General features: G+C 34.7%; 21 protein-coding genes. 10 read left to right on the forward strand and 11 right to left on the reverse strand.

Features of this window, described 5'->3' with window-relative positions; genetic code table 11:
- Position 1: 1 nt before the first annotated feature.
- Positions 2-1,276: a hypothetical protein gene (locus U5907_01330; GenBank protein WRQ33300.1), complete on the reverse strand. Its 1,275-nt coding sequence runs from the start codon at positions 1,274-1,276 to the stop codon at positions 2-4.
- Between the two features lie 109 nt (positions 1,277-1,385).
- Here U5907_01330 and U5907_01335 point away from each other — a divergent pair, with 109 nt between their 5' ends.
- The gene (locus tag U5907_01335) at positions 1,386-2,261 is read left to right on the forward strand and encodes a cation diffusion facilitator family transporter (protein ID WRQ33301.1); all 876 of its coding nucleotides are present in this window, start codon (positions 1,386-1,388) and stop codon (positions 2,259-2,261) included.
- Between the two features lie 50 nt (positions 2,262-2,311).
- Here U5907_01335 and U5907_01340 read toward each other — a convergent pair whose 3' ends face one another.
- Genes U5907_01340 through U5907_01355 form a run of 4 tightly spaced genes read right to left on the reverse strand, consistent with a single transcriptional unit; the run spans position 2,312 to position 6,280 of the window.
- A complete protein-coding gene (locus U5907_01340) occupies positions 2,312-4,039 on the reverse strand; it encodes an acyl-CoA dehydrogenase family protein (protein ID WRQ33302.1) in 1,728 nt (575 codons plus the stop codon).
- Positions 4,040-4,041: 2 nt separating this feature from the next.
- Positions 4,042-5,061: an electron transfer flavoprotein subunit alpha/FixB family protein gene (locus tag U5907_01345; GenBank protein ID WRQ33303.1), complete on the reverse strand. Its 1,020-nt coding sequence runs from the start codon at positions 5,059-5,061 to the stop codon at positions 4,042-4,044.
- Between the two features lie 16 nt (positions 5,062-5,077).
- Complete coding sequence (locus U5907_01350) at positions 5,078-5,953, reverse strand: electron transfer flavoprotein subunit beta/FixA family protein (protein WRQ33304.1); 876 nt, start codon at positions 5,951-5,953, stop codon at positions 5,078-5,080.
- 18 nt (positions 5,954-5,971) lie between these two features.
- Positions 5,972-6,280 (reverse strand): DUF3467 domain-containing protein, encoded by a 309-nt coding sequence (locus U5907_01355; protein WRQ33305.1) that lies wholly within the window; start codon positions 6,278-6,280, stop codon positions 5,972-5,974.
- A gap of 81 nt (positions 6,281-6,361) precedes the next feature.
- Between U5907_01355 and U5907_01360 the strand changes: the two genes are divergently transcribed.
- From U5907_01360 to rlmB, 7 genes are read left to right on the forward strand one after another with little or no spacing between them, the layout of a single operon-like run.
- Positions 6,362-9,016, forward strand: a complete 2,655-nt coding sequence (locus U5907_01360) for a valine--tRNA ligase (GenBank protein WRQ33306.1) — start codon at positions 6,362-6,364, stop codon at positions 9,014-9,016.
- On the forward strand, positions 9,016-11,373 hold the full coding sequence (locus tag U5907_01365) for a PCMD domain-containing protein (GenBank protein WRQ33307.1): 2,358 nt from the start codon (positions 9,016-9,018) through the stop codon (positions 11,371-11,373). Before U5907_01360 ends, U5907_01365 begins: the two co-directional genes overlap by 1 nt.
- A gap of 2 nt (positions 11,374-11,375) precedes the next feature.
- Positions 11,376-11,789 carry a thioesterase family protein gene (locus U5907_01370; protein WRQ33308.1) on the forward strand — a complete coding sequence of 138 codons (414 nt, stop codon included), beginning with the start codon at positions 11,376-11,378 and terminating at the stop codon, positions 11,787-11,789.
- A 10-nt stretch (positions 11,790-11,799) separates the two neighbouring features.
- The gene (locus U5907_01375; protein ID WRQ33309.1) at positions 11,800-12,006 is read left to right on the forward strand and encodes a twin-arginine translocase TatA/TatE family subunit; all 207 of its coding nucleotides are present in this window, start codon (positions 11,800-11,802) and stop codon (positions 12,004-12,006) included.
- 8 nt (positions 12,007-12,014) lie between these two features.
- The gene (gene tatC / locus U5907_01380; GenBank protein ID WRQ33310.1) at positions 12,015-12,755 is read left to right on the forward strand and encodes a twin-arginine translocase subunit TatC; all 741 of its coding nucleotides are present in this window, start codon (positions 12,015-12,017) and stop codon (positions 12,753-12,755) included.
- Positions 12,742-14,640, forward strand: a complete 1,899-nt coding sequence (locus tag U5907_01385; GenBank protein ID WRQ33311.1) for an ABC-F family ATP-binding cassette domain-containing protein — start codon at positions 12,742-12,744, stop codon at positions 14,638-14,640. Before tatC ends, U5907_01385 begins: the two co-directional genes overlap by 14 nt.
- Positions 14,641-14,649: 9 nt before the next feature.
- Complete coding sequence (gene rlmB, locus U5907_01390) at positions 14,650-15,396, forward strand: 23S rRNA (guanosine(2251)-2'-O)-methyltransferase RlmB (protein ID WRQ33312.1); 747 nt, start codon at positions 14,650-14,652, stop codon at positions 15,394-15,396.
- Here rlmB and U5907_01395 read toward each other — a convergent pair.
- Together U5907_01395 and U5907_01400 are read right to left on the reverse strand one after the other, a co-directional pair.
- The gene (locus U5907_01395) at positions 15,353-16,090 is read right to left on the reverse strand and encodes an RNA methyltransferase (GenBank protein WRQ33313.1); all 738 of its coding nucleotides are present in this window, start codon (positions 16,088-16,090) and stop codon (positions 15,353-15,355) included. The two genes, rlmB and U5907_01395, sit on opposite strands and share 44 nt — an antisense overlap.
- Positions 16,090-17,481, reverse strand: coding sequence for an arginine decarboxylase (locus tag U5907_01400; protein ID WRQ33314.1), 1,392 nt, complete (start codon positions 17,479-17,481; stop codon positions 16,090-16,092). The genes U5907_01395 and U5907_01400 overlap by 1 nt, the downstream gene beginning before the upstream one ends.
- A gap of 146 nt (positions 17,482-17,627) precedes the next feature.
- On the opposite strand from U5907_01400, the gene U5907_01405 reads away from it, so the two are divergent.
- Positions 17,628-19,901, forward strand: coding sequence for a BamA/TamA family outer membrane protein (locus tag U5907_01405; protein WRQ33315.1), 2,274 nt, complete (start codon positions 17,628-17,630; stop codon positions 19,899-19,901).
- A 2-nt stretch (positions 19,902-19,903) separates the two neighbouring features.
- Here the strand turns inward: U5907_01405 and rmuC are convergent, their stop codons facing one another.
- The 4 genes from rmuC to rlmD are packed head-to-tail and all read right to left on the reverse strand — an operon-like array spanning position 19,904 to position 24,809.
- Entirely contained in the window at positions 19,904-21,271 is a 1,368-nt protein-coding gene (gene rmuC, locus U5907_01410) for a DNA recombination protein RmuC (GenBank protein WRQ33316.1), read from the reverse strand.
- Between the two features lie 35 nt (positions 21,272-21,306).
- Positions 21,307-22,743: a tRNA uridine-5-carboxymethylaminomethyl(34) synthesis GTPase MnmE gene (mnmE, locus tag U5907_01415; GenBank protein ID WRQ33317.1), complete on the reverse strand. Its 1,437-nt coding sequence runs from the start codon at positions 22,741-22,743 to the stop codon at positions 21,307-21,309.
- A gap of 4 nt (positions 22,744-22,747) precedes the next feature.
- Positions 22,748-23,407 carry a DNA alkylation repair protein gene (locus U5907_01420; protein ID WRQ33318.1) on the reverse strand — a complete coding sequence of 220 codons (660 nt, stop codon included), beginning with the start codon at positions 23,405-23,407 and terminating at the stop codon, positions 22,748-22,750.
- On the reverse strand, positions 23,400-24,809 hold the full coding sequence (rlmD, locus tag U5907_01425) for a 23S rRNA (uracil(1939)-C(5))-methyltransferase RlmD (GenBank protein ID WRQ33319.1): 1,410 nt from the start codon (positions 24,807-24,809) through the stop codon (positions 23,400-23,402). Before rlmD ends, U5907_01420 begins: the two co-directional genes overlap by 8 nt.
- Before the next feature lie 73 nt (positions 24,810-24,882).
- Between rlmD and U5907_01430 the strand changes: the two genes are divergently transcribed.
- On the forward strand, positions 24,883-26,130 hold the full coding sequence (locus tag U5907_01430) for a carboxypeptidase-like regulatory domain-containing protein (protein ID WRQ33320.1): 1,248 nt from the start codon (positions 24,883-24,885) through the stop codon (positions 26,128-26,130).
- Position 26,131: the final 1 nt, after the last annotated feature.

A 26,131-nucleotide genomic window follows, 5' to 3' on the forward strand; every position in this document is an offset into this window, starting at 1 on the left:
TTCAATATAATTCAAAAAAAGCTTGAAGATCCTTTTTGTGGTTTCCTGGTAATAATACCACATGATTACCAAGGTGAGATGTTAAGAAAGAGTTCAGTTCTGATTGTGTATCAAACAAAAATTTAACTTGGGTTCTGCATCTCTCTTTTACGGAAGTATTGGCAATAATTTTTCCACTTGCGCAGAACATTTGATCAAGGCTCTCTCCGCCTAACTTAAATAGGGTGTATTCACCTTCTGAAAGAATAGCAGCAACCCCAATCCCAATGCCAGATTCATAATGCGATGGAAGAGTATAACTTTTTGCAAAAGATACCGGTGATGTACAATGCGCAAAATCAACAGTGTTTTCATTTTTATCAATTGAGGATGGATTAGCCATGAACACAGGTTTATTTAGAAGCGACCTGGCAATTATCATAGACCATAATGTTGGAATGTCTCCTTCGCAACCGGAAACCAACCCATTGTCATTTAATAATGATAAAGCTAAACATGCTGTTGTTTTACATGTACCAATAATATCAAAACACTTTATTGAAAGTGAGTTAATTTCATTGTCCTGAATTATTTGTTTAATTACATTGTATAATTTAACCGCATCAACTATATCTTCTTGAGTTCTGTCTTCTGTAGCCAGTTTGGAAAGATCATCAATTAGTTTCAAAGATTCATCTGAATTTAAGGTGTACTTACCATTGTATGATGAAATATTCTGATATCTCTCTTCAAGAGAAGAGATAGGTATGTCAATAAACTTAACTCCTAGTCTTGAAGATAGTGAATACTTATCAACATCTGAAGCAATAAGCCACGGAGAGGCATCCCCAATAAGGCCTATTTTTGTATTTGAAATCTCTTTAAAAGCTCTGTGGATATTATATAGAGATGAGATTTCAATATGTAATTCTTTCATATAAATTTCAGACGGGCTAATAGGAAAATTTAAATGCTTATGCTTTATATTCCTGAAATTAAGCCAGCTAGATATCTCCAATGATGCAGCCAGAGAGTTGTGAAACGAATCGCTTAAAATAACAAGTGGCCGTGAAATTTTTTGCCAATTGTTTAAAAAAATTTGTTCTGTTCCTCCTGTTGCAATAAAAGCAATAGCAAACTCTTCCTGCCCTTTGATTGGTTCGTACTCTTGAGCACTGACAATTTTTAGAGCGTATCTCTTTTTAAAATCATTATAGAGAGCCTCTCTGGATTTTGAGACTGAGTTGTTATCATGAAGATTTGAAGCAAAAACTATTAGAGTAAGATTAGGTTCCATAGAATAATTATATTGATGCAAAGATAGAAATTTTCATTAATATGAATTTTTGAAAACAATTTGTAGTAAAATCCGTTAATTATTTAACATACTTAATTACTATTATAAGATGAACAATGAGAATAATTCAGAAAGAAACATAATAACTGCATTTATTCTTAATCTTTTATTTGCTGTTATTGAACTTGTCGGGGGATTGATAACAAATTCTGTTGCAATTCTTTCTGATGCAATCCACGATTTTGGAGACTCACTCTCCCTTGGAGTTGCTTTATATTTACAAAAAGTATCAAAAAAGCGTGGAGATGATAAGTATACTTATGGTTATAGACGCTTTTCGCTTTTAGGCTCAGTCTTTATTTCTGTAATACTTTTATTTGGCTCTCTATATATGATTAAAGAGAGTTTAATCAGATTATTTCACCCACAAGAGGCAAATGCGGATGGGATGATGATTCTGTCAGTTTTAGGTATAATTGTCAATGGTATTGCCGTGCTTAAACTCAGAAAAGGGAGTACTCATAATGAAAGAGCTGTGACATTACACATGATGGAAGATGTACTTGGTTGGGTGGCGGTGTTAATTGGAAGTATCGTGATGAAATATACTGAGATATTTTATATTGATCCGATACTTTCAATATTAATTGCAATCTGGATTCTTTTCAATGTATACAGAAATCTAAGAGAGACACTTTCAATAATGCTTCAGCACTCTCCGGTAAATGTTAATATTTCACTAATTGAAAAACAGTTAAGGGGAATAGAGGGGATTGTTGATATTGCTGATTTACATATTTGGACTATGGATGGAGAGAAGAATGTTTCATCACTCCATGTCATTATAAAAGATAATGTTGATCAATATATTATCAAAAATGAAATTAGAGGGATTTTTGAAAAATTTCTGATCGGACACTCAACTATTGAATTTGATATGGAATCTAATATCGATAAATCCTTAGGGTCAGAGGAGTGCCGTTAAAAAATGCCGGACAAGATATTGTCCGGCATTAACTTAAATGAAAATGAAATTTAAGCCTCTATTGAAGTCTCGCCTTTAACAGACAAAAAAGAGCCTAATTTATAGTCTGTAAAATCATTAACATAGCTAAATCTTTCGTTATTCCAAGATTTTGCTTTATCAATAAAGATCTCCATTGAAGCTGAGTATGACTCATCTCTCTGAGTGTCTATTAAAAGCAGATATGACATTATAATATGCGAAGCCATTTCAACTAATCTCCTGGCATGGAAATCAATATATTCAGAATCTTTTCCATTTAGTAGTTCAACTGCTTTAGCGTACTGCTCTGTCATCTCAATAACCTCTTTTTTGTATGGTTCATATTCTGGTTTTACCGGAATAAGTTCATACTCTCTCATCTGAGCTAGATATGAACCATTGGTTACATACCTTTGGGCTGCAACAACCTGAAGCTGAGATGTTCCTTCATATATTGTTGTTATCCTTGCATCTCTGTATATTCTCTCAATAGGGTAGTCTTTCATAAAACCAGAGCCGCCATGTATTTGAAGAGAATCATATGCATTTTGATTACAATATTCGGAAGACATTAATTTAAGCATAGGAGTAAACATATCTGCCAGTTTCTGGAATTTTTTTGACTCATTCCTCTCTTCAGGAGATAATTTTCTCTCTTCAGCTAAAAATCCATAAGATTTATAAACATCTACAAATCTGGTTGTCTCATACAAAAGTGATCTTGATGCCTGCAGTTTGGCCTTGATAATTGCCAGCATTTCATATACAGCTGGAAATTGGATTATCGGTTTGCCAAACTGTGCTCTTTCGTGAGCATATTTTAATGCTTCTCTATAAGCTGCTTCTGAAATACCAACAGATTGAGCACCCACCCCAAGTCTGGCACCATTCATTAATGACATTACATACTTAATAAGCCCCAATTTTCTCTCACCAACAAGTTTTGCAGGAGCATTATTAAATACAAGTTCACAAGTAGGGCTTCCTTTAATTCCAAGCTTATTTTCAATTCTCCTGACAGTTACGCCTCCCCACTTTTTATCGTAGACAAAATATGATAGACCTCTGCCATCTGTGGTGCCCTCTTCAGATCTGGCCAGTACTAGCTTTATTTCAGCGTCTCCGTTTGTTATAAATCTCTTAACTCCATTTAAATACCACCTGTTTTCACTTTCGTTAAAGGAGGCCTTAAGCATAACAGCCTGAAGGTCTGAACCGGCATCTGGTTCTGTTAAATCCATAGAGCATGTTTCGCCACAGTTAATTCTTGGCAGAAACTCTTTCTTTATCTCTTCTGACGCATATTCATTAATGGTCTCGGCACAATCCTGCAATCCCCAAATATTTGCAAATCCAGCATCTGCTCTGGCAACCAACTCTGCCGACATAACATATGGTACCATTGAAAAATTGAGCCCCCCAAATTCCCTGGGAAGTGCCATTCCATACATTCCAGCCTGAGTTAAAACATCCTGATTTTGTTTTGTTCCTGATGCATAATAGACTCTGCCTTCATGATGAACCGGACCAGATTTATCAACATTTTCTGCATTTAGTGCGATTATGTTGCCGCAAATATCACCCATGATCTCCATTACTTTATCGTATGAGTCGATGGCGTCATCTGCTGTGCAGGGAGCATAATCAAATTGTCCTGAATCCTTAAAATCCTGCTCTTTCAGAGCAACAATCCTTTTCATAAGAGGATGATCGAACTGGAATCTAAGATCTTTATTGTCTTTATAAAAATTTGCCATCTCTATTTGCTATTGTTTTTATATGCTTTTATCATTCTAGGAATAACCTCTGTAAAATCTCCAGTAATAGTATAGTCTGCAATTTGGTTAATAGGAGCCAATGGATCTGTGTTAATGGAAATTATCATTGCTGACTGATCCATCCCTGCAGTATGTTGAATTTGACCAGAAATCCCTATAGCTATATATAATTTAGGTCTAACCGTAACACCTGTCTGACCGATTTGTCTTGCATGGTCTGCAAAACCAGCGTCAACTGCGGCTCTTGATGCACCAACTTCTGCACCCAAAACCTTAGCAAGATCAAAAAGCAGCTCAAAGTTTTCTTTTGAACCTACACCAAAGCCACCTGCAATGATTATTGACGAAGATTTAATATCAATTTTTCTCTCTTCAATATGTCTTTCAATTATTTTGACAACAAATTGGGAGTCATTTAGAATTTTATCTAAATCAACTTTTTGAGTTTTACACTCACCAGGGCGGGGTAGTGGTTCGCTTTTCATTACTCCCTCTCTTACTGTAGCCATTTGTGGTCTGTGATCGGGATTAATGATCGTTGCTATAATATTTCCTCCAAATGCAGGTCTTATTTGATAAAGAAGATTATCATACGTTTTTCCGGCTTTGTTATCAGAGTGAGAGCCAATTTCTAGAGAGGTGCAATCTGCAGTTAATCCACTGTTTAATGCACTTGAAACTCTTGGTGCTAAATCTCTGCCAATACTGGTTGCTCCAAAAAGAGCAATTTGGGGGTTCTCTTTTTTAATAAGAGAGATGGCTATTTCGGAATATGGCAGTGTTAGATAATTATTAAGTCTTTTGTCATCTGCCAGGTAAACTTTTGATGCTCCATAGCTTGCGAGTTCAGGTATCAAAGGTTCAACTTGATGGCCTATTAACATAGCTTCTAGCTTACATCCAAGTTGAGATGAGAGAGATCTTCCTTTTGTCAGAAGTTCCAAACTTACATCACATACCTTTCCGTTGTCTGTTTCTATATATACTAATATATTGTTCATATTACCAATTTAATTATTAACCAATAGTATGTGAGGCTATCAACTCTTTCATAAGTGAATCAATATCTGGCAGTGAAGAAGATAATTTCTTTGCCTCTTTTGCGTGAAATACAATGTTTTCTATCTTCTTAACCTTTGTAGGGGAGCCTGATAAACCATAGTTTTTTTCATCACCACCAATTTCGTTGACACCCCACTCCTCAATTTTTAAATAGTCCATTGTGTAAAGGGGTAAATATGAATTGTGTTCATTGTCGTGCTCCTCAGATGCTGTTCTTGCATGTTTGAATTTCATTAATGATTTTGCATTTCTGGGACGGCAATCCGCAGCAGTAGCATGAACAGTAATAACAGCAGGTAAATTTGACTCAACAATTTCAATACCTCTTTCGAGTCTCCTTTTAACCTTAATAGTGGAGTCGTTAATTTCCAGAACCTCCTCAGAATAGGTTATTTGAGGAATGTCTAATTTTTGAGCAACCTGAGGACCCACCTGGGCTGTATCACCATCTATAGCTTGCCTCCCGGCAAAAATAATATCAGGTTGCATTTTTTTCAGTGCCATTGAGAGAGCATAAGATGTTGCCAATGTATCAGCACCGGCGAACTTCCTGTCTGTTAGCAGAATTCCACCGTCAGCACCTCTGAAAAGGCCCTCACGGATAATATCTGCAGCACGACCAGGACCCATAGTAAGTAAGTATACTTTACTATTTGGGAATTTGTCTTTAATCCTTAGTGCTTGCTCAAGAGCATTCATATCCTCAGGGTTAAAAATTGCAGGAAGAGCCGCTCTGTTTACGGTTCCATCCTCTTTCATTGCATTTTTACCAACGTTTCTCGTATCTGGCACTTGTTTTGCCAGAACAACAATTTTAAATGCTTTATTCATACTTGTTTATTAGTGTTATCAGGCTTCGGCCGAATTATTGCCGAATGCCATTGGAATAGCCCCATCTTCATTAGTGTGAATCTCAATTTCTCCAAATTGGTTTTCAAACTTCTCTACATTATCTCGTAATGCCATTAATAACCGTTTAGAATTTTCGGCAGTCATAATAACCCTGCTGCTTACTTTTGGTTTTGGAACACCAGGCATCATTCTGACGAAATCAATAATAAATTCACTGCTAGAGTGAGTAATAATTGCTAAATTGGAATAAGAGCCCTGAGCTATATCTTCACTCAGTTCTATATTAAGCTCATTTACAGTATTCATATTAGTTCATCTATATAAATGGTACGCAAATATAAGATAAAAATTCATACATTTGTGGTTCGTTTAATCTTATAATATTATATGGACATTCCTGCAAAATACGATCCCGCCGGAACAGAGGATAAGTGGTACTCATACTGGCTTAGTAATAAATTGTTTCACTCGGAACCTGACCAAAGAGAGCCATACTCTATTGTAATTCCCCCGCCAAATGTAACAGGGGTTCTTCATATGGGGCATATGTTGAATAATACTATTCAGGATGTGCTTGTCAGAAGAGCAAGAATGCTTGGGAAGAATGCCTGCTGGGTACCCGGTACTGATCACGCCTCAATAGCAACAGAGGCAAAAGTGGTTGCTAAGCTCAAGGCCGAAGGGATTGAAAAAAGTGACATCTCAAGAGAGGAATTTCTTGAACATGCATGGGAGTGGAAAGAAAAACATGGAGGGATTATTCTTGAACAGTTAAAAAAGCTGGGTGCTTCCTGCGACTGGGATAGAACAAAATTTACAATGGATCCTGAGATGAGTAAGAGTGTTATTAATACTTTTGTTCATTTCTATAATAAAGGGTTAATATACAGGGGCGTCAGAATGGTCAACTGGGATCCTGAAGGGCAGACAGCTGTTAGTGATGAAGAGGTTATACGAAAAGAGACAAAATCAAAACTATATCACTTAAAATACTTTATATCTGAAAACGGATTGCCATCAAACAACTTTATTGTTGTTGCAACAACCAGACCTGAAACAATTATGGCAGATTCAGCAGTCTGTATACATCCTCAAGACGAAAGATACAAACATATTAAAGGCAAGAAAGTATTTATCCCATTAATTAACAAAGAGATCCCAATTATTGAGGACGAATATGTTACAATGGATTTTGGGACAGGATGTCTTAAAGTAACTCCGGCTCATGATATTAATGACTATGAGATTGGACTCAGACACAAATTACCAGTTACCGATATTATTGACAAATGGGGAAAATTAAACGAAGATGCAATCATTTTAGTAGGGACTGAACGATTTGAAGCCCGGAAACAAATTGTTAAAATGCTTTCAGAAAAGGGATTTCTGGAGAAAGAGGAGGATTACATATCACAAATTGGATATTCTGAAAGGACTAACGCCGTTATTGAACCTAAATTGTCACTTCAGTGGTTTATGAGAATGGAAGATTCCGCTTCTAAAGCACTAAAATATGTAGAAGAGGATAAAATCAAACTTATCCCTGAAAAGTTCAGGAATACATACCGCCATTGGATGGAGAATGTAAAAGATTGGTGTATTTCAAGACAGCTCTGGTGGGGTCAGAGGATTCCTGCCTGGTATTTACCTGATGGCAGCTTTGTAGTGGCTTGTGATGAAAACGAAGCATTAACAGAAGCAAGAAAAATTGATAAATCAATTGAACCAAATATGCTTAGTCAGGATCCTGATGTGCTTGATACCTGGTTCTCTTCTTGGTTATGGCCAATTTCCGTTTTTGATCCTTCAAAGCCCGGGTTTCCCGATAAAGAGCCAAACAAAGATCTTGCTTATTACTACCCAACAAATGACCTGATTACTGCTCCTGAAATTTTATTCTTCTGGGTTGCCCGAATGATAATGGCAGGTGACGAGTTTTGTGGAGAAATGCCTTTCAGAAATGTTTATCTTACTGGTATTGTACGAGATAAACTAGGTAGAAAAATGTCAAAATCTTTAGGCAATTCTCCTGACCCTATAGAGTTGATGAAAATATACGGTGCAGATGGTGTAAGGGTTGGGATGCTTTTATGCAGCAATGCAGGTAATGATGTATTGTTTGATGAAAGTCAAGTTGAACAGGGGCGGAATTTTTCAAATAAGATCTGGAATGCATACAGACTTGTCTCAGGATGGAAGTATAATAATGATATCAATCAAAGTGAAAGATCCGGGGCTGCTGTTAAATGGTTTGATTTTCTTCTGTCCAGCACAATTGAAAAAGTAGATGATCATTTTAGCAAGTTTAGGATATCTGATGCACTTATGACATTATACAAACTCTTCTGGGACGATTTCTGCTCATGGTATTTAGAAATAATTAAACCTGGCAGAGATGAAGAGATTGATAATCAAACATACAGGTCAACAGTAGAGTTTTTTGAAAAATTATTAAGACTTCTCCACCCGTTTATGCCATTTATTACAGAAGAATTATGGCAAAATCTTGACATCAAAAGTTCTGAAAAGAGCATAATGATTTCCAAAATGCCTTCTCCCTCATATTATGAACCAGAGTATATTAACAGCGCTGAAATCTGTAAAGAGGCAATTGTTAACATCAGAAGTATAAGACAATCAAAAAACATATCTCCAAAAGAGTCTCTTTTGTTATTTGCTAATAAAGATGCAGTACCTGCTGAATTGTTCTCCTTTATTAATAAAATGGCTAACATTAAAGAAATCCTTCCAATCTCTCAGAAAGAAGTAAACGGTGCAGGAGCCTCTTTTATGATTGGAACAATAGAATTTTTTATACCTCTTGATACTTATGTAAATAAAGAGGAGGAGATAGTCAAAATTGAGGAGGAGTTAAAGAGATTAAACTCATTTCTCAATGGTGTAAATAAAAAACTTGAAAATCAAAAATTTGTAGAGAGTGCTCCTAAAGATGTAGTAGAATTGGAATACAAGAAGCAAAAAGATGCAATAACAAAAATTGAAAAATTATTATCCTCAAGGGAAGAACTTATTAAATCCTGATGTTTCATAACATTGTCATATATAATAGAGTATTGCAGATGGTTATATTATCTGTACTCCTCTTCTCTTGTGATAAAGTCTCAAATCTTAGTGATTCAAATCAAATAGAAGAGGTTATAATTGAAGATGTACTACCGGCTCACGTCATTCTGGATAAACCTGCTCTAACAGAAGGGTTAATCACTATTCCCGTAAAACTAGGTAAATATTACTTTCCCATAAAAGTTAAGCTTGATATTAAAACAAGTCATAATGGTATAAAAATTTTAGGAATTGACAATGATGGATACATTGAATTTCAAGAGTATTCTTCGGTTAAATCAGTTTATGTTGTTTCTGAAAGTGGACTAACTAAAAGCTATGATATTAAACTGGATGTGTTACCATCAAACGAGATATCTGAGATTATAAGTTTCTATACAGGTGAAATTGCCGGCCCTGTCGGAACGGAAATTTCAGAAGAGGGGTATCCAAATCCAACGAACTCCACAGTGACATTGTTTTTGACAAGCTCACAGTTCCCGTTAACAATCAAGCCTTTAATTAAAATCTCAAAAGGAGCCAAAATTACGGGTTGGAGTACAGGTGAATCAATAACATTTATGTTACCCGAGGAAACAAAGAAATTAAAATTAATAAGTGAGAGCGGACGAGAAGAAGAGTGGAGAATCATAATAAAAAATGCCGTCCCGGACTACAAAGCAAACAAAGAGGAGCTGTTAACTGTATACGAAAAGCTTAATTCTCCTTTTATATCTTTGAATGCTCAATCTCTAAATGAAAATTTTCAAATTGATTCAGTTCATAAATCATCTGCTACTAATGAAATTACTATATTTTATAATGATATAAAACGATCATTTCCCGCAGATGTAAAAATTGACTTTCAGTTAAAAAATCAATTGTCCCTTTTGGGGACTCCACCCAGCAAAATATTTAAATTTCCTACTGATACTTCAACATTTTCGTTTAATATTATTGATATAATTAATGGAATTTATACAGACTGGAGGATTTGTTTAAAACCAAAGTCTTATAAGAATATTTTAAACAGTTTTGTATGGAATAACTATACCAGTAGTGACAACTTAGTAACTTTAGAGGGTGCTTATATTGATAATTCTAATAAGATAATTTCTATTCCGGTTATCTCTAACGGATCTTTCCCTCTTACCATTAATGGGATTACGGTATCTTCGGCAAATAACATTTCTTCCAGCATCCCTTCTACTATTACTTTCGCATCTATAGAGGATTTTAAAGTTTACTCGATAGAATATCTAGGATTATCCGAGTTTTGGAGAATAGAGTTAGTTAATAATTTTTCACCAAAATCCAATAAAGCAGATATAATTGATTTTGAATTAGGAAATACCTCTTATGGATATAATATTTCTGAAGCATACATTGAGCCGGAGAATTCTGAAATTGTCATATTAGCTGATAAGTTTATACCAAATGAGCCTTTAAAATTATCAGCCAAGATTAAAATTTCAGAGAATGCTATAATTGAAGATTTTACTGTTGGAGGTGTGCTTTCATTGTATTCTGGTACTCCTGTCAAGTTAAATGTAATTGCTCAGAACGGAGATGTTAAAGAGTGGCAAATCAGACTTGTTATTGCGCCTCAAATTCCAAATTCTGATATGGAGATATGGAGGGTACATCCTCAGTACACCACAATAAACACAATATTTCCAAGTGACGGATCTGGCTGGAACAGCTCAAACAATCCATCATTAACAGGGGTATTCAAAACTGAGGGATTCAATTCACAATATGCAGCAAAAGTTACCACAACTCTTTCTTCGATTAACTTTGCAGATATAATCAAGGTAACATCACTTGCATCAGGTAATCTTTTTCTGGGTAGATTCAGATACAGTACACTCGCTTCTGATGTTTACAATCCATCAAGCATGACATTGTTTGGCATTCCATTTTTATTTGAAGAGATACCCTTGCAGATGAATTTTATGTACAAATATCATAGAGGAGAGAAATTGCAAAGAACTACTCCGAAGATTTCTTCTACAATAATTCCGGCATTTAATCCTGTAGAGGATTTGCCAGGAACAGACAGAGGAAGGGCATTTATTGAACTTTGGAACGATAACAGGAGCCAACTTAACGCCTCCGGAGAAATTCTTCTTGATCAAAATAAAGATGAGTGGACTTTAGGTCAAATCAATATAGCAAATTATAATTATTTAAAAAAACCAAATTATATAGCTGTCGGTTTCACAGCTAGTAAAGATGGCGAGTTATTTACCGGTGCCGATGGTAGTTTTATAATAGTTGATGAGATTAAATTGATTTATCATAAACAAGGTAAAGGGTCCATTAAAATCAAGTAATTATGTTTATTTCCGAAATTACATTTGAGGTAAGATATTATGAAACAGATATGATGGGCATTGTACATCACTCTAATTACATTAGATATTTTGAAACCGCAAGAAGTAAAGCACTGAAAGATTTGGGATTGCCAATAGAAAAGATTGAAAGTTCTGGAATTATGATGCCAGTAATTCACATTGAATGTGATTATAAGATTCCTTTAAAAATGGGAGATGAGATTAAAATTATAAGCAAAATTAAAGAACTTCCTAAAGTTAAGTTTACTATAGATTCTGATATATTTAACGAAAAAGGAGAAAAAGTTGCCTCCGGAAGTGTAACTTTGGGTTTTATACATTCAGGCAACAGGAGACCAACGCGTGTTCCTGATTTTGTTCTTAGTGTATTTAGCCCATATTTTAAGAATAATTAAATTTTATTTTATGAATCATTTACTTTTTCTGGGTTCCATAGGAGCTACCGAGATTATTATCATTGCTCTTATCGTTGTCTTACTTTTTGGTGGTAAAAAAATCCCGGAACTGATGAAAGGAATTGGTAAGGGTGTGAAAAGCTTTAAAGATGGTGTTAAAGGAGTAGAAGATGAGATTAACTCTTCTGATAATGATAAAGATAAAGAGAAGAAGTGAGTATTGAGATGACCTTTTGGGATCACCTGGATGAACTGAGGAAAGTTCTGTTCAGATCTGTCATAGCAATATTTATCATTGCTGTGCCAGTTTTTCTTTGTAAGGAAATCCTATTTGGAGATATAATCTTTGCCCCAACAAAAGAAGGTTTTATTCTCTACAAATGGCTAAAAGGAACTTTTCCGGGAGATTTCAATTTAGAGTTAATCAACATTGATTTATCCGCTCAATTTTTTATACATATATCTGTATCGTTAACAATTGCCTTTATTCTGGCTGTACCCTATATTCTGTATCAATTCTGGTCATTTATCAAGCCAGGATTATATATAAATGAGCAGAAAGCTACGAAAAAAGCATTTTTATTTGGAGCCTTTCTATTTATTGCGGGGGTTATTGTAGGATATCTGTTTGTTTTTCCTCTGACACTCAGGTTTCTTGGTACATATCAAGTTAGTGAATCAGTTCCCAATCAAATTTCTCTCCAGTCATATATCTCAATGTTTACAAGATTGATACTCATTATGGGGATAGTATTTGAAATGCCTGCACTTGCTTTAATTTTATCAAAAATTGGTATAATTAATAAAGGAATGCTAAAAAAATACAGAAAGCATGCCTTCACAATTTTGTTGATTGCAGCTGCAGTTATAACCCCTAGCGGAGATGCTTTTACACTTATGGTTGTTGCCGCTCCTCTATATCTTTTATATGAATTCAGCATACTGATTTGCCGTGATATCAATTAATGATCTTAATGTATCCTTTGGTGGATATGACCTATTTAGTGATGTAAATTTTCACGTAGGAGACAAGGATAAAATCGGACTGGTTGGAAAAAATGGATCAGGCAAATCAACAATTTTAAAAATTTTAGCAGGTATTAACAAACCATCGTCCGGGAGAGTAATGATTCCTTCTACAGAGAAGATTGGCTATCTTCCTCAGGAGATGGAGCATAATAGAGATAAAAGTGTCATTGATGAAGCAATGATGGCTTTTTCGTACATTGACAAAATTAAGGCAGAAATAGAGTACATTTCATTACAATTAGCAGAAAGAGAAGACTATGAGAGTGATACATATCATAAACTAATAGTCAGCCTAAATGATTTTCATGATAAACTATCAATTGTCGAGACAGGAAATCCAAGAGGTGATGCTGAAAAAACACTTTCTGGACTTGGTTTCAGATCAGATGAGCTTAACAGACCAACCTCTACTTTTAGTCAGGGATGGAATATGAGGATTGAATTAGCAAAAATCCTTTTATCATCCCCTTCTACTCTTCTTTTGGACGAACCTACCAACCACCTAGATATTGAGTCTATCCAATGGCTGGAAGAGTACCTGATATCTTATCAGGGGGCCTTAATATTAGTCTCTCACGACAGAAGGTTTTTAGACAGAGTAACGAATAGAACTGTTGAACTGATGCTTGGGAAAATTCATGATTATAAAGTCCCATACACAAAATATCTTGGGTTGAGAAAAGAGAGGATGGAGCAACAGTTTGCTGCTTACGAAAATCAGCAGAGAATGATTGAAAAGAGTGAGGAGTTTATTGAACGATTCAGATATAAGGCGACTAAATCAAATCAAGTACAATCCAGAATAAAACAGTTGGATAAAATTGAGAGAATAGAGGTAGATGAAGAAGATACTTCATCAATTATTGTAAAATTTCCACCGGCTCCAAGATCAGGAAATGTTGTTGTAAAGACTAAAAATTTAACAAAATCTTACGGAGATAAGATTGTTTTTTCGAATGCAGATATTGTAATTGAGAGAGGAGAGAAAATAGCATTAGTGGGAAGAAATGGAGAAGGAAAAACAACCTTTATGAAATTATTGTGTAAGGACATTGATCCCACAAGTGGAAATATTGAACTTGGACATAATGTTAACTTAGGTTATTATGCACAGAATCAAGAGGAGCTCTTGGATTTGAATGATACTGTTTATGAAACACTTGATAAAATTGCTGTTGGAGATATCCGGACTAAATTGAGGGATATCTTGGGTGCGTTCCTTTTTAGAGGAGATGATGTAAATAAGAGGGTTTCTGTGCTCAGTGGTGGAGAAAAGTCAAGACTGGCTATGGCTAAATTAATTTTAAATCCATATAATCTCCTTGCATTGGACGAGCCAACAAATCACATGGATATTAGATCAAAAGATATATTAAAACAATCTCTCTCAAAATATAACGGAACTTTAGTTGTCGTTTCTCACGACAGAGATTTTCTGGATGGGCTTGTTACTAAAGTTTTAGAATTTAAGGAGGGAAGAATACGAGAACATATAGGTACTGTATCTGACTATCTTGACTCTTTGAAAAAAGAACAAAGTAATATAGATAAGCCTGTTCAATCGGCTTCAAAACCGAGCCATATTAAAATTGGAGAGAGTAAACAGAGAAAAGAGGAAGACAAAGATTCCCGAAGAAAAAAGCAATTGATTGAACGCTGCGAGTCAGTAATTGAAGATACAGAGAAGGAGATAAAGCTGGTTGAAATTGAATTAGCAGAATTACCCGATAAAAATAAACTTGCTGAACTAATCAATAAATATGATGTTTTAAAGGAGAAACTCTCTAAATTGATGGAAGATTGGGAGAAACTTCATAATTAATAATTTATAATGGAAAATAAAAACGAGTATCTCTTTGGAATGCATCCTGTTTTGGAGGCTTTGGAAGCTGGAAAGAGAATTGAAAAAGTAATGTTTCGTCAAGGGCTGGAGGGTCCTCAATTTCATCGCCTCTTAAAATTACTCCAAGAGGCAGGTGTAAATGTCCAGTTTGTTCCAGATGAAAGGCTAAACAGATTTACAAAGGGAAGACATCAGGGAGTTGTTGCAATGATATCCCAGGTAGAGTACACATCTTTGGAGAAGATGGTAGAAGATGCTCTCTCTTCCGATTCTGCGCCAATTATACTATTACTGGATGGCGTAAGCGATGTGAGAAATTTTGGAGCAACAGCCAGAAGTGCTGAATGCGCAGGAGCAAAGGGAATAATACTTCCCGCCAAGGGAGGAGCAGCAGTTAACGCAGAGGCAATAAAAACATCAGCAGGTGCCCTGTTAAGAGTTCCTGCAGCAAAAGTCCCAAATTTAAGAGCTGCAGTTTATTTTTTGATGGAGAGTGGTTTCCAGATTGTTGCCGCTACAGAAAGAGGAGACGAGAGTATTTACGAGATTAATTTTAAACAGCCAACTGCTGTAATTATGGGATCAGAAGAGAGAGGGATATCTGATTCTCTTCTTGCAATATCAGAACATAAGGCCAAAATACCTCAGGCAGGTAAAATAGGCTCACTTAACATATCAGTTGCTGCTTCTGTTATAATGTTTGAGGCTTTGCGCCAAAAAGCGATAACCGTCTGAACTCAGAGCATACTACAGCTGTTGCAACTGCAACATTTAGAGATTCACTTCTTTTAGAATCAGATGGAAATGGAGGTATTGTGATTTTATTTTTGATAAATCTCTGAACCTCTGTTGATATACCATCGGATTCACTTCCCATTACAATAATCCCTCGGGGTTCAAGATTTAAATCGTAAATTGATGGTGATCCCAGAAATGTTCCATACACCGGCATTGACTTGAAACAATTTTCTATAAGCTTGGAAAGATTTACATAATGTACCCTTACTCTGAATAATGCACCCATTGTTGATTGAACACATTTTGGATTATATACTTCAACAGATTCTGACGAGAGATAGATATCATCAATTCCAAACCAGTCAGCTATTCTGATTATTGTGCCCAGGTTTCCGGGATCCTTAATATTATCAATGGCAAGTTGCAGTTTCTCGGGATTTGGAGGTACTTCTGAAAAAGAATCATCCATTTTTACAACAGCCAGAAGAGGCGGGGGAGAAGATAGCTGAGATATTTTGGCCATATTATCAACTCCAATTTGGTCTCTGTAATAAACTTTAAGAATAGCTGCCCCAGACTTCTCTGCTTCAATCAGCATCTTCTCGCCCTCAATAATAAACATTGAGTTTTCATCTCTGAATTTCTTCTGAGAGAGAGATCTTACAAACTTAAGCTCCTGTTTTGAAATCATCAATAGCCTAAAATTTTCAACATTGATTTATATGTCTGCTCTTTGCTGAAAAGTTTTGTAAAATACTCGCCATTTTCATCAAGGTCAATAATTATATGTTTTGGGGCAGGTTGTAAACAATGTTGAATCCCTCCAAAACCTGCAATAGACTCCTGGTATGCTCCTGTATGGAAGAAGCCGATATAAAGCGGACCTTCTCCGTTAATTACAGGAAGAAAGATTGCATTGGCATGGGCCTCTGCATTATAATAGTCCTGACTATCACATGTTAGCCCCCCAAGAAATACTCTCTGATACTCGTCGTTCCACTTGTTGATTGGCAACAGAATAAACCTCTGTTTTAAACCCCATGTATCAGGTAAAGTGGTCATAAAAGAGCTATCTACCATATACCACCTCTCTCTGTCGTTTTGTTGCTTTTGACCCATTACCTGATATATTGTTGCCCCGCTTTCACCAACGGTAAAGCTCCCGAATTCTGTAAAAATATTGGGCTCCTGAATATTCCTTTGTTGACAAATACTCTTTATTTGAGCAATAATTTCCTCAGCCATATACTCATAGTCATAATCCTGCGCAAGAGAATTCTTTATCGGAAAACCACCACCAATATTAAGGGAATCAAGCTCAGGACAGATAGCCTTTAAATCACAGTATACAGAAACACACTTGCTTAATTCATTCCAGTAATATGCATTATCTCGGATCCCTGTGTTTATAAAGAAATGAAGCATTTTTAGCGAGAATTTCTTGTTCTTTTTGATTTTACTTTCGTAAAAAGGTATTATGTCACTGTACCTTATACCTAACCTGGATGTGTAAAATTCAAATTTAGGTTCCTCTTCTGCAGCTATTCTTATGCCTATCTTAATATTACTCTCTATGGCAGCATCAAGTTGGTCAAATTCGTTCATATTATCAAGTACCGGAATTGTGTTTTTCCACCCGTTAGTAATAAACCCGGCAATGTTCTCGATGTAAATATCCTTTTTATATCCGTTGCAAATAATATAATGGTCTTTACTAACGATATTCTGCTCTTGCAGAGCTTCAATGAGATTCAAGTCAAATGCTGAAGATGTCTCTATATGGATATCGTTTTTGAGCGCCTCCTCCATAACAAATGAGAAATGAGAGCTTTTGGTACAATAGCAATAGTTATAATCACCCTTATAATCCACCTTTGCCATAGCTACATTAAACATTCTTTTAGCTCTTTGTATCTGCGATGATATCTTAGGAAGATATGTGATTTTTAATGGTGTCCCATATTGCTCAATTAAATCCATCACGGGAATATTGTGGAAGTAGAGTTCTCCATCTTCTACTCTAAATTCGTCTTGAGGAAACTCAAATGACTGCTCAATCAAATCAATGTATTTGTTCTTCATTCTTATAATGTAACTAAGTTAGATTGGTAAAATATACCTAATGTAAGTAATTTGGATTTACATGCTGCAAATATATTTCTTTTTTATATTTTCTCTATCGAAAAAAATATAAATTAAGTTAATTTTGCATAAAATTGATTTCCAGAATGAAGTGCTGTTTTTTTAGAGTTTTCTTTACATTTATGATAATTATCTCATTATCATCGTGCAGCACTGTAAAAGTAGTTCCTGAAGGAGAATATCGGTTAAAGAAAAATTCAATTATTATTCCAGTAAATTCAAGGGTTAAAGAATCAGAATTAGTGCCATATATAAGACAAAAGCCTAATAGTGAATTTCTGTTTGGATGGAACCCTTTCTTAAGCATATATAACTGGAGTAACGGGACTGGTAATGGCTGGGATAGATTTGTAACCAGACTTGGTCAAGCTCCAGTCTTGTATGACAGTACTTTGGTTGATAAAAGCAATGATAATATTATAAGTCATCTTGAATCACTCGGTTACTATAATAGCACAGTGAATGATTCGGTAAGATTAAAAAGCAAACTAGCTGATGTTACATATTATGTATATCCAGGAAAAAGATATTCTATATCAAGTATATCTTACGATATAACTGATGACTCTCTGAGATTATTTATTTTATCAGACTCAATTAACTCTCTGGTTAAGAAAGGGAATTATCTCTCCGAAAAAAACCTGGAAGCAGAAAGTGAGAGAGTTACTCTACAACTCAGAGATTTAGGATACTATAATTTTACAAAAAGTTATTTCTCTTATATTGCAGACACTCTGATTCATTCAGATTCTGCAAGGTTAACAATAAAAGTTTTGAATTATACAAGAAACGAAAAACCTGAAGATTCCAGAAAGCATAATAAGTATTCAATCAGAAAAGTTAGAATCTACCCCTCTTACGATCCAACAGAGATATCATCGGTTATGTCAAGCATTAGTGACACAGTAATAATTAATGGAGTAGAAACAATAACGCCTAAAGAATCAATAATTAAGCCTTCTGTCCTATATAAGATGAACCAAATAAGGCCCGGAGACCTTTATAATGAGCATAAAGTTAATAGCACCTATGACAGGTTGGTTGCATTAAGACTATTTTCGGGTGTAAACATTCAATTTGACGAACTGGCTGAAAAAGAGAGAGATTCCCTGGGAAATCTTGGAGTAATCAGCACAATCAGGCTTACTCCTTCAAAAATGCAAGGTTATAAGATAAACATAGAGGCATCAAGTAACTCGAATGGTCTTTTAGGTATATCTCCCGCCATTTCATATTATCATAAAAATATTTTCAGGGGTGGAGAGTGGCTCAATTTAGGATTTATGGGAAATTTTCAGTTTAAATTCAATGATCCAATAAAATCAACAGAATTAGGTGTTTCAGCAGGTATTTCAACTCCAAATTTTTTGTTACTTCCAGATAAAATATTTAAATATTCAGTTCCCAGAACTGAAATAAACCTAAGTTACAATTATCAAAACAGACCTGAATTTACAAGGAATTTGATTTCAATTAATTACGGATACAACTGGAATAATGGAAAAATGTATTATAGAGTCAATCCGGTTCAATTGAATATTGTTAAACTTAATAATGTTTCCGAACAATTTTATAACAATCTGACTGACCCCTTTTTAAGAAATTCATATATGAATCACTTTGATATGGGTGCAGGAGCTACATTGTACTACACAACAGATCCCTCTCCATATCCTAAACAATCTTTCTTTTATATCAGATGGATCAACGATATATCAGGAAATCTTCTTAGTCTATTTAACAATAAATTGCCTGTTGACACAACTGGTGCCAGAAAAATTTGGAATACTCCATATTCTCAGTATTTTAGAACTGATTTAACTATTTCCAAAACCTGGAAAATTGATGATAAAAACGCTTTTTCAGCAAGATTAAATGGTGGTTTAGGAGTGGCATATGGTAACTCAAAATCCTTACCTTTTGAAAAACTCTTTTATGCCGGAGGTGCCAATAGTTTAAGGGGCTGGCAGGCAAGATCGGTAGGTCCTGGATCTTCTGTTGTTGATACAACTTTTTCAATTCCAAATCAAACAGGAGATATTAAACTTGAATTTAACGCTGAATTTCGTTTTCTAATGTTTTGGAAGGTAGAGGGTGCTCTTTTTACGGACTTGGGTAATATATGGACAATCAAAGCAGAACAGGGCAGGGAAGAGGGTTTGTTCAGAATCAATAACTTTTATAAAAGCATCGCATTTAACTGGGGATTCGGAGCAAGATTGAATTTAGATTTTGTAATTCTTCGTCTTGATTTAGGGATGGTTGCTTACGATCCTATTAAGCAAAACTGGATTAAACCATTTAATTGGTTTAAAAAAGATACATATAGTTTGCAGTTTGGTGTTGGCTATCCCTTTTAGAACTAATCTGATTCGTCTGAATCATACTCTTCAATATCAAATTTAATCTCTTTTTTTGTTTTAAGACCCAGTTTCTTCAGCTTCTCAGTCTGAAGGACCAAATTATCTTTACCTGTTGTTAATTGTTTATATGATTCATCGTATTTTTCAACAGCTTTTTCAAGATATACTCCCATATCCTTGAGATTGTCTACAAAACCAACAAATTTATCGTATAACTTTGCCCCTCTTTCAGCAATAGCAATCGCATTCCTGTTTTGATACTCTCTTTTCCAAAGATCAACGATGAGTTTCAATGAAGTTATAAGATTAGTAGGACTCATTATCAGGATTCTTCTTTCATATGCAAAACTCCACAAATCCGGGTCTCCTTTTATTGCAGCAATATAAGCAGGCTCGCTGGGAATAAACATCATTACAAAATCAAGAGATTTTTTATAATCATCATATCCTTTATTGCTTAATGCAATTATATGATTTTTAACGGCATTTATGTGGTCATCCAACTCCTTTTGCTGAACAAGTGGATCCGATGCTTCAATATGCCTTATGAATGCATTTAACGAAACTTTTGAGTCAATAATTACATTTCTGTTGTCAGGATATTTAACTATTGCATCTGGTCTCATTTTTGAGTCTAATGATTCTGATCTTAATGGCTTACCGGAATCATCGGTAAGTTGCTCTTCAATAGTGTACTCTTCATCTTTTCTTAAACCGGACATCTCAAGAATTTTCTCAAGAATCATTTCGCCCCATCTTCCTTGTGTCTTAGCTTCACCCTTTAATGCTTTAGTAAGGTTTTTAGCCTCTTCACTGATTGTCTGATTTAATAGAGCGAGCTCTTTGACTTTTTCACCAAGAGAGAATCTCTCTTTAGATTCCTTATCGTACACTTCGGTTACCTTTGACTTAAACTCATCTATGTTTTTTCCTAAGGGGTCAAGTATCGCTTTGAGATTTGTCTTATTTAACTCTGTGAATTTCTCGCTCTTTGTTTCAAAAATTTTATTTGCAATATTTTCAAACTCGAGATTGAACTTTTTTGACATCTCATCCATTTCAGTTTTTTGGTTCTTGAGCTTGTCGTTTAAAGCACTATTTACTGCCTGGGATGCGGCAAGTCTCTCATTTGTTAAGTATAGCTTCTCTTTTACTTGGTTAATTTCCTCTTTTAAAAGGGCTAAATCATTAATTTTATCGGTAATTATTTTATCAGCAGCTTCAAGCCGGACTCTGTTTTCAGTAACTGATGAAGCTAACTCCTGTTCAAGTTTATAGCATTTATTTGAAATATTATTATTTCCGAGAAACCAGCCGATTAAACCGCCAAGAAGTATTCCGGATAATATAAACACAATTATTTCCATAATAATGATTTTAAAGAGTCTGTTAAAGTTATCAATTATTTCCCGATACAAAATTTACTGAAAATATTGCCTAAAATCTCTTCCGAATTAATCTCACCAACAATCTCACCCAAATGGAAAAGAGACTCTCTTATGTCTTGTGTTAAGAGGTCAGTCGATATATTCATCAGTATGCCCTCTTCAACTCTTACTAAAGCATCAAGCGCTAAAATTAACGCCTGATGGTGGCGAATATTTGTTACTAAAAGTGAATCTGATGGCATATTTTTAATTTCGCCGGCAGAGGAGATAACCTCTTTAAGTTTGTCAATTCCTGTTTTATTCTTTGCAGAGAGAGGCAACACCGATACAGGTAATAACCCAATTTTTTTTGAGATTCCAATTACATTATTAATTATATGTTTAGAGGCCTCTTCATTTTGTAAAGAGTCAGTCTTATTAATAGCAATTATTAGTGGTTGTGACAGAGAATCTAAGGATTCTTTTATTTTAAGTAAACTATCATGAAACCCGTCAGGTCTCTCTGAATCAAGAAGCAATACAACTAAAGCAGCTCTTTTTATCTTCTCAAAAGTTCTTTCTATGCCAAGTATTTCAATTTTTTCTTCAGTATTTCTTATTCCTGCTGTATCAATAAACCTGAAAGATGTACCACCTATGTTAACAAGATCTTCAATGAAATCTCTTGTTGTTCCATGTATATCTGAAACTATGGCTCTATCCTCACCAAGGAGTGAGTTTAAAAGTGTACTTTTTCCTGTATTTGTGGCACCAACAATTGCAACAGGTACACCATTTTTAATTACATTACCTAAAGAAAAAGAGTCGATAAGTTTTTCGAGGTGATTCTTAACATCTTTTAAAAGATTATTTAAATGATTTCTGTCTGCAAATTCAACATCTTCTTCGCTAAAATCAAGTTCAAGCTCCATAAGCGATACTAAATTCAATAAAGAGGACCTCATTTGAGATAGTTCTTTTGAAAACCCACCTTTCATTTGATTTATTGCAACTTTGTGAGCAGCTGAAGTTTCAGATGAGATTAGGTCTGCAACAGCCTCTGCTTGTGAGAGATCCATCTTACCATTAAGAAATGCTCTTAAAGAAAATTCTCCGGGATCAGCTTGTCGTGCACCATATGAAAAGAGCAACATCATTATCTCTTTTCTAATATATGGAGATCCGTGGCAATAAATTTCCACAAGATTTTCTCCTGTGTATGAATTTGGAGAAGAAAAGAAAACAATAAGAACCTCATCAATTAATTCTTCTCCCTTTACAATTTTCCCAAATCTCATTTTTCTGGGCGCACTGTTAGTTAAAGATGGGCCGGAGATAGGTCTGAAAATATTATTCGAAATATCTATCGCTAAATCTCCGCTTACCCTGATTACTGATATAGCTGTGCTACCGCCAGAGGTAGCAATAGCACAAATTGTATCACCCTTTTTTAAGTTATTATTGTAATCCATAAAACTATCTATTAATAATTCTTAAAGCCTCTCTCTCACTTAAGTTACTTAATTTATTACTCTTAACAAATTCGAAAACCCATGAGGGATTGGTTTTTGAATATTCTCGCAGTGCCCAGCCGATGGCTTTATTAATAAAAAACTCATTACTGTTTTTATTATTAAGTATTGATTTAGATAATAATTCTATATTGGTATTATTCTTGTATTTAAGTTGAAATATAATTGATATTCTTATAAGCCAAAATATATCAGAGTTCATCCATTTATTGATAAATTTTTCAGAATAAATCGGATATTTAAGATAAACAAATCCAATCAGCGGAGACAAAGAGTCAATACTATCCCACCATGGACGGATTAAAGCTATTTGTTCAAACTTAGAAAGATCTTCCGGTAATATATTCTTTTTCAGTTTATCCAGATAACTAATCGCTAAGTAAGTGAACTCTCTCTCAGGAAGATTAAAACAGTAACACACAAACTCCCAGTCAATTTCCTCCTTTTTATCAATTTTTGATAAAAATATTCTGGATAAATCTGCTCTTTTTTGTGATCCAATACCTAAAAAAGGGAAATGATTTCTCATATATGCAGACATTTCCCGCCCTCTGTCAGCATCTTTATTTTTATAGAATAGCGAAACAATCTCTTTTTTATCCATTTTTCAACTCAAGTAAAACGACATTTTCTAAATGATGAGTGTGTGGGAACATATCCACAGGCTGAACTTTAGTAATTTGATAAAGATCCTTCATTATTGAAATATCTCTAGCCTGAGTAGCAGGGTTACAGCTTACATACACTATTTTAGAAGGTCTTACTTTAACTATTACATCAACTACATCCGGATGAACTCCAGCTCTAGGTGGATCAAGAATAATCACATCTGGTTTACCGTTTTGTTCTATAAATGACTCTGAAATTACATCTTTCATATCTCCTGCGAAAAAACGGGTGTTGTTTAAATTATTAATTGAAGCATTAATTTTCGCATCTTCAATAGCTTCGGGGACATACTCTACACCAATTACTTTTTTAACTTTAGAAGCTAAGAAAAGTGCAATTGTTCCTGTTCCAGTGTATAAGTCATATAAAATCTCACTACCATTTAATTCAGCAAATTCTCTGACAACACAATAAAGCTTATATGCCTGTTTGCTGTTTGTTTGAAAGAATGATTTAGGTCCAATTTTGAATCTTAACCCCTCCATCTCTTCATAAATTGAATCTCGTCCACAATATTTAACAACATCAAGATCATTAATAGTGTCATTCTTTTTACCATTAATAACATAGTTTAGTGATGTTATTTCAGGGAAAGTTGATATGAGGGCTTCCATTAAACTGTCTATCTTATCTTTATCAAAATAAAAAAATACAACAATAACCATTAATTCACCTATTGAAGATGTTCTGATTATTAAAGTACGCAGCAAACCATGCTGCTCTCTAAGGTCAAAAAAAGTATAATCGTTCTTGAAAGCAAAATCTCTTATAAAATTTCTAATATCGTTTGAGGGCTCCTCCTGCAAGTAGCATTTGTCAATATCAACTACTTTATCAAACATTCCGGAAATATGAAAACCTAATCCATATCTCTCTTTATCTGATAGTTTATCAGCCTCAGCCAAAGAATTAATCCATCTTTTGTTAGAGAAAGTAAATTCTAACTTATTTCTGTAATTGATTGTTTTTTCTGAGCCAAGTATTGGAAAAATCTCCGGCAAATCAAGATCTCCAATTCTTTTTAACTGATCAGCAACCTGTTGATGTTTAAATAAAAGCTGAAGGTGGTAGGGTAGAGGTTGCCATTTACAGCCTCCGCAAAGGCCATAATGAGAACAAAATGGATCTATTCTATCTTGTGATTGTTTAACAACTCTTTTAACAACACCCTCCATCCACCCACTCTTTTTTCTCTGTATCTCAACATCAACAACATCTCCCGGAATGGCAAAAGGGACAAAAAGAACTTTCCCGTCTATTCTGGCAATGGATCTTCCCTCAGCAGCAACAGATTCAATTACCACTCCTTCTAATACCTCTCTAACTTTTTTCTTCATTGTTTGTTAATATATGTCGCGAAATTAAGGTTTTTCGTAAATTCGTGAAAGAAACATTTAATAATAATTAAATATGAAGGCTTTTTACAGACTAATAACCATAATATTGATATTTAGTTTCAATATTATGAACGCCCAGGAGTTTTACTCCGTTTCAGGCAAAGTGCTGGATGCCTCCAGCAAAAGACAATTAAGTTATGCTTCTATACAGTTGATTTCAACAAATATCAGCAATGTAACAAACTCTGAAGGTAATTTTATATTAAAAGTGCCTGTAAATCTTAAGTCGGATACACTACTAGTATCATACCTTGGATATAAGACGCAGAAAATTGTTTTAAAACCTGGTATTGATCAAAGAATCAATATAATGCTTAATCCATCAGAAATAGATCTTAAACCAATAACGATAAGACCTCAGGATCCGTATGAGTTGGTAATGATGGCTATAAACAGAATTGACCGAAACTATCATGTTGATCACATGCAGGTAACTGCGTTTTATAGGGAGATGATTAAGAAAGGGGGGACTTATGTTTCAATAAATGAAGCTGTTCTGGATATCAATAAATCTGCTTATGGTAGTTTTAGAATGGATCAAATTGGAATATACAAGGCAAGAGGTAACTATGATTCTAACAGAATAGATACTCTGATGGTAAAATTTCAGGGTGGACCTCATTCAGCACTTGAGATAGATGTTGCAAGTGACCCGTTTCTAGGAGTGGAACCAATTGTTATTAAAGAATATTATGATTTTAAGATGGTAGCTCCGGTAACAATCGATAATAAGTATTTTTATGTAATTGAATTTGACCAAAAACCATATCTCACAGATATTCTATTCAGAGGCAGATTATATATTGAATCAGAGTCCATGGCCTTTGCAAGAATTGAATTCAATATGAATGTAGAGGATAACCCAAGAGCTAACTCATTTTTTATCAGGAAAAAACCATCAAATCTAAAAATGGATGTTGTATCTGCGGCATATCTTGTAAATTACAAAGAGATAAATGGAATATGGCATTTTGATTATTCAAGAACAGAAGTGAAATTTAATGCGAAATGGGATAAAAGATGGTTTCGTAATACTTATACAATTACCTCAGAACTAGCATCTACAGAAATTTCGGACAGGCAAAGAAAAATTGAAAATCTAAACAGGATTAAATCAAAAGACATTATGTCTAATAAAGTACAAGATTTTACTGATGAAAATTTCTGGGGAGCATATAATATCATTGAACCCGATGCTTCAATTGAAAGCGTTATATCTAGAATCATCAGACAGTTAAATAAAAGAGATAAAGATCTCTAAT

It is taken from the genome of Bacteroidales bacterium MB20-C3-3 (assembly GCA_035609245.1).
Classification (GTDB): Bacteria; Bacteroidota; Bacteroidia; order Bacteroidales; family UBA932; genus Bact-08.

What these genes read in the sequence shown, in the direction of transcription:
- U5907_01355 (WRQ33305.1), bottom strand. Translation starts at nt 6,280, where the DNA reads ATGAATACTGTAAATGAGCTTAATATAGAACTGAGTGAAGATATAGCT.
- mnmE (WRQ33317.1), bottom strand. Translation starts at nt 22,743, where the DNA reads ATGGATTACAATAATAACTTAAAAAAGGGTGATACAATTTGTGCTATT.
- U5907_01375 (WRQ33309.1), top strand. Translation starts at nt 11,800, where the DNA reads ATGAATCATTTACTTTTTCTGGGTTCCATAGGAGCTACCGAGATTATT.
- U5907_01330 (WRQ33300.1), bottom strand. Translation starts at nt 1,276, where the DNA reads ATGGAACCTAATCTTACTCTAATAGTTTTTGCTTCAAATCTTCATGAT.
- U5907_01395 (WRQ33313.1), bottom strand. Translation starts at nt 16,090, where the DNA reads ATGATTTCAAAACAGGAGCTTAAGTTTGTAAGATCTCTCTCTCAGAAG.
- U5907_01365 (WRQ33307.1), top strand. Translation starts at nt 9,016, where the DNA reads ATGTTTCATAACATTGTCATATATAATAGAGTATTGCAGATGGTTATA.
- rlmD (WRQ33319.1), bottom strand. Translation starts at nt 24,809, where the DNA reads ATGAAGAAAAAAGTTAGAGAGGTATTAGAAGGAGTGGTAATTGAATCT.
- U5907_01405 (WRQ33315.1), top strand. Translation starts at nt 17,628, where the DNA reads ATGAAGTGCTGTTTTTTTAGAGTTTTCTTTACATTTATGATAATTATC.
- U5907_01430 (WRQ33320.1), top strand. Translation starts at nt 24,883, where the DNA reads ATGAAGGCTTTTTACAGACTAATAACCATAATATTGATATTTAGTTTC.
- rlmB (WRQ33312.1), top strand. Translation starts at nt 14,650, where the DNA reads ATGGAAAATAAAAACGAGTATCTCTTTGGAATGCATCCTGTTTTGGAG.
- U5907_01345 (WRQ33303.1), bottom strand. Translation starts at nt 5,061, where the DNA reads ATGAACAATATATTAGTATATATAGAAACAGACAACGGAAAGGTATGT.
- U5907_01370 (WRQ33308.1), top strand. Translation starts at nt 11,376, where the DNA reads ATGTTTATTTCCGAAATTACATTTGAGGTAAGATATTATGAAACAGAT.
- U5907_01335 (WRQ33301.1), top strand. Translation starts at nt 1,386, where the DNA reads ATGAACAATGAGAATAATTCAGAAAGAAACATAATAACTGCATTTATT.
- U5907_01420 (WRQ33318.1), bottom strand. Translation starts at nt 23,407, where the DNA reads ATGGATAAAAAAGAGATTGTTTCGCTATTCTATAAAAATAAAGATGCT.
- U5907_01340 (WRQ33302.1), bottom strand. Translation starts at nt 4,039, where the DNA reads ATGGCAAATTTTTATAAAGACAATAAAGATCTTAGATTCCAGTTCGAT.
- U5907_01400 (WRQ33314.1), bottom strand. Translation starts at nt 17,481, where the DNA reads ATGAAGAACAAATACATTGATTTGATTGAGCAGTCATTTGAGTTTCCT.
- tatC (WRQ33310.1), top strand. Translation starts at nt 12,015, where the DNA reads ATGACCTTTTGGGATCACCTGGATGAACTGAGGAAAGTTCTGTTCAGA.
- rmuC (WRQ33316.1), bottom strand. Translation starts at nt 21,271, where the DNA reads ATGGAAATAATTGTGTTTATATTATCCGGAATACTTCTTGGCGGTTTA.
- U5907_01360 (WRQ33306.1), top strand. Translation starts at nt 6,362, where the DNA reads ATGGACATTCCTGCAAAATACGATCCCGCCGGAACAGAGGATAAGTGG.
- U5907_01350 (WRQ33304.1), bottom strand. Translation starts at nt 5,953, where the DNA reads ATGAATAAAGCATTTAAAATTGTTGTTCTGGCAAAACAAGTGCCAGAT.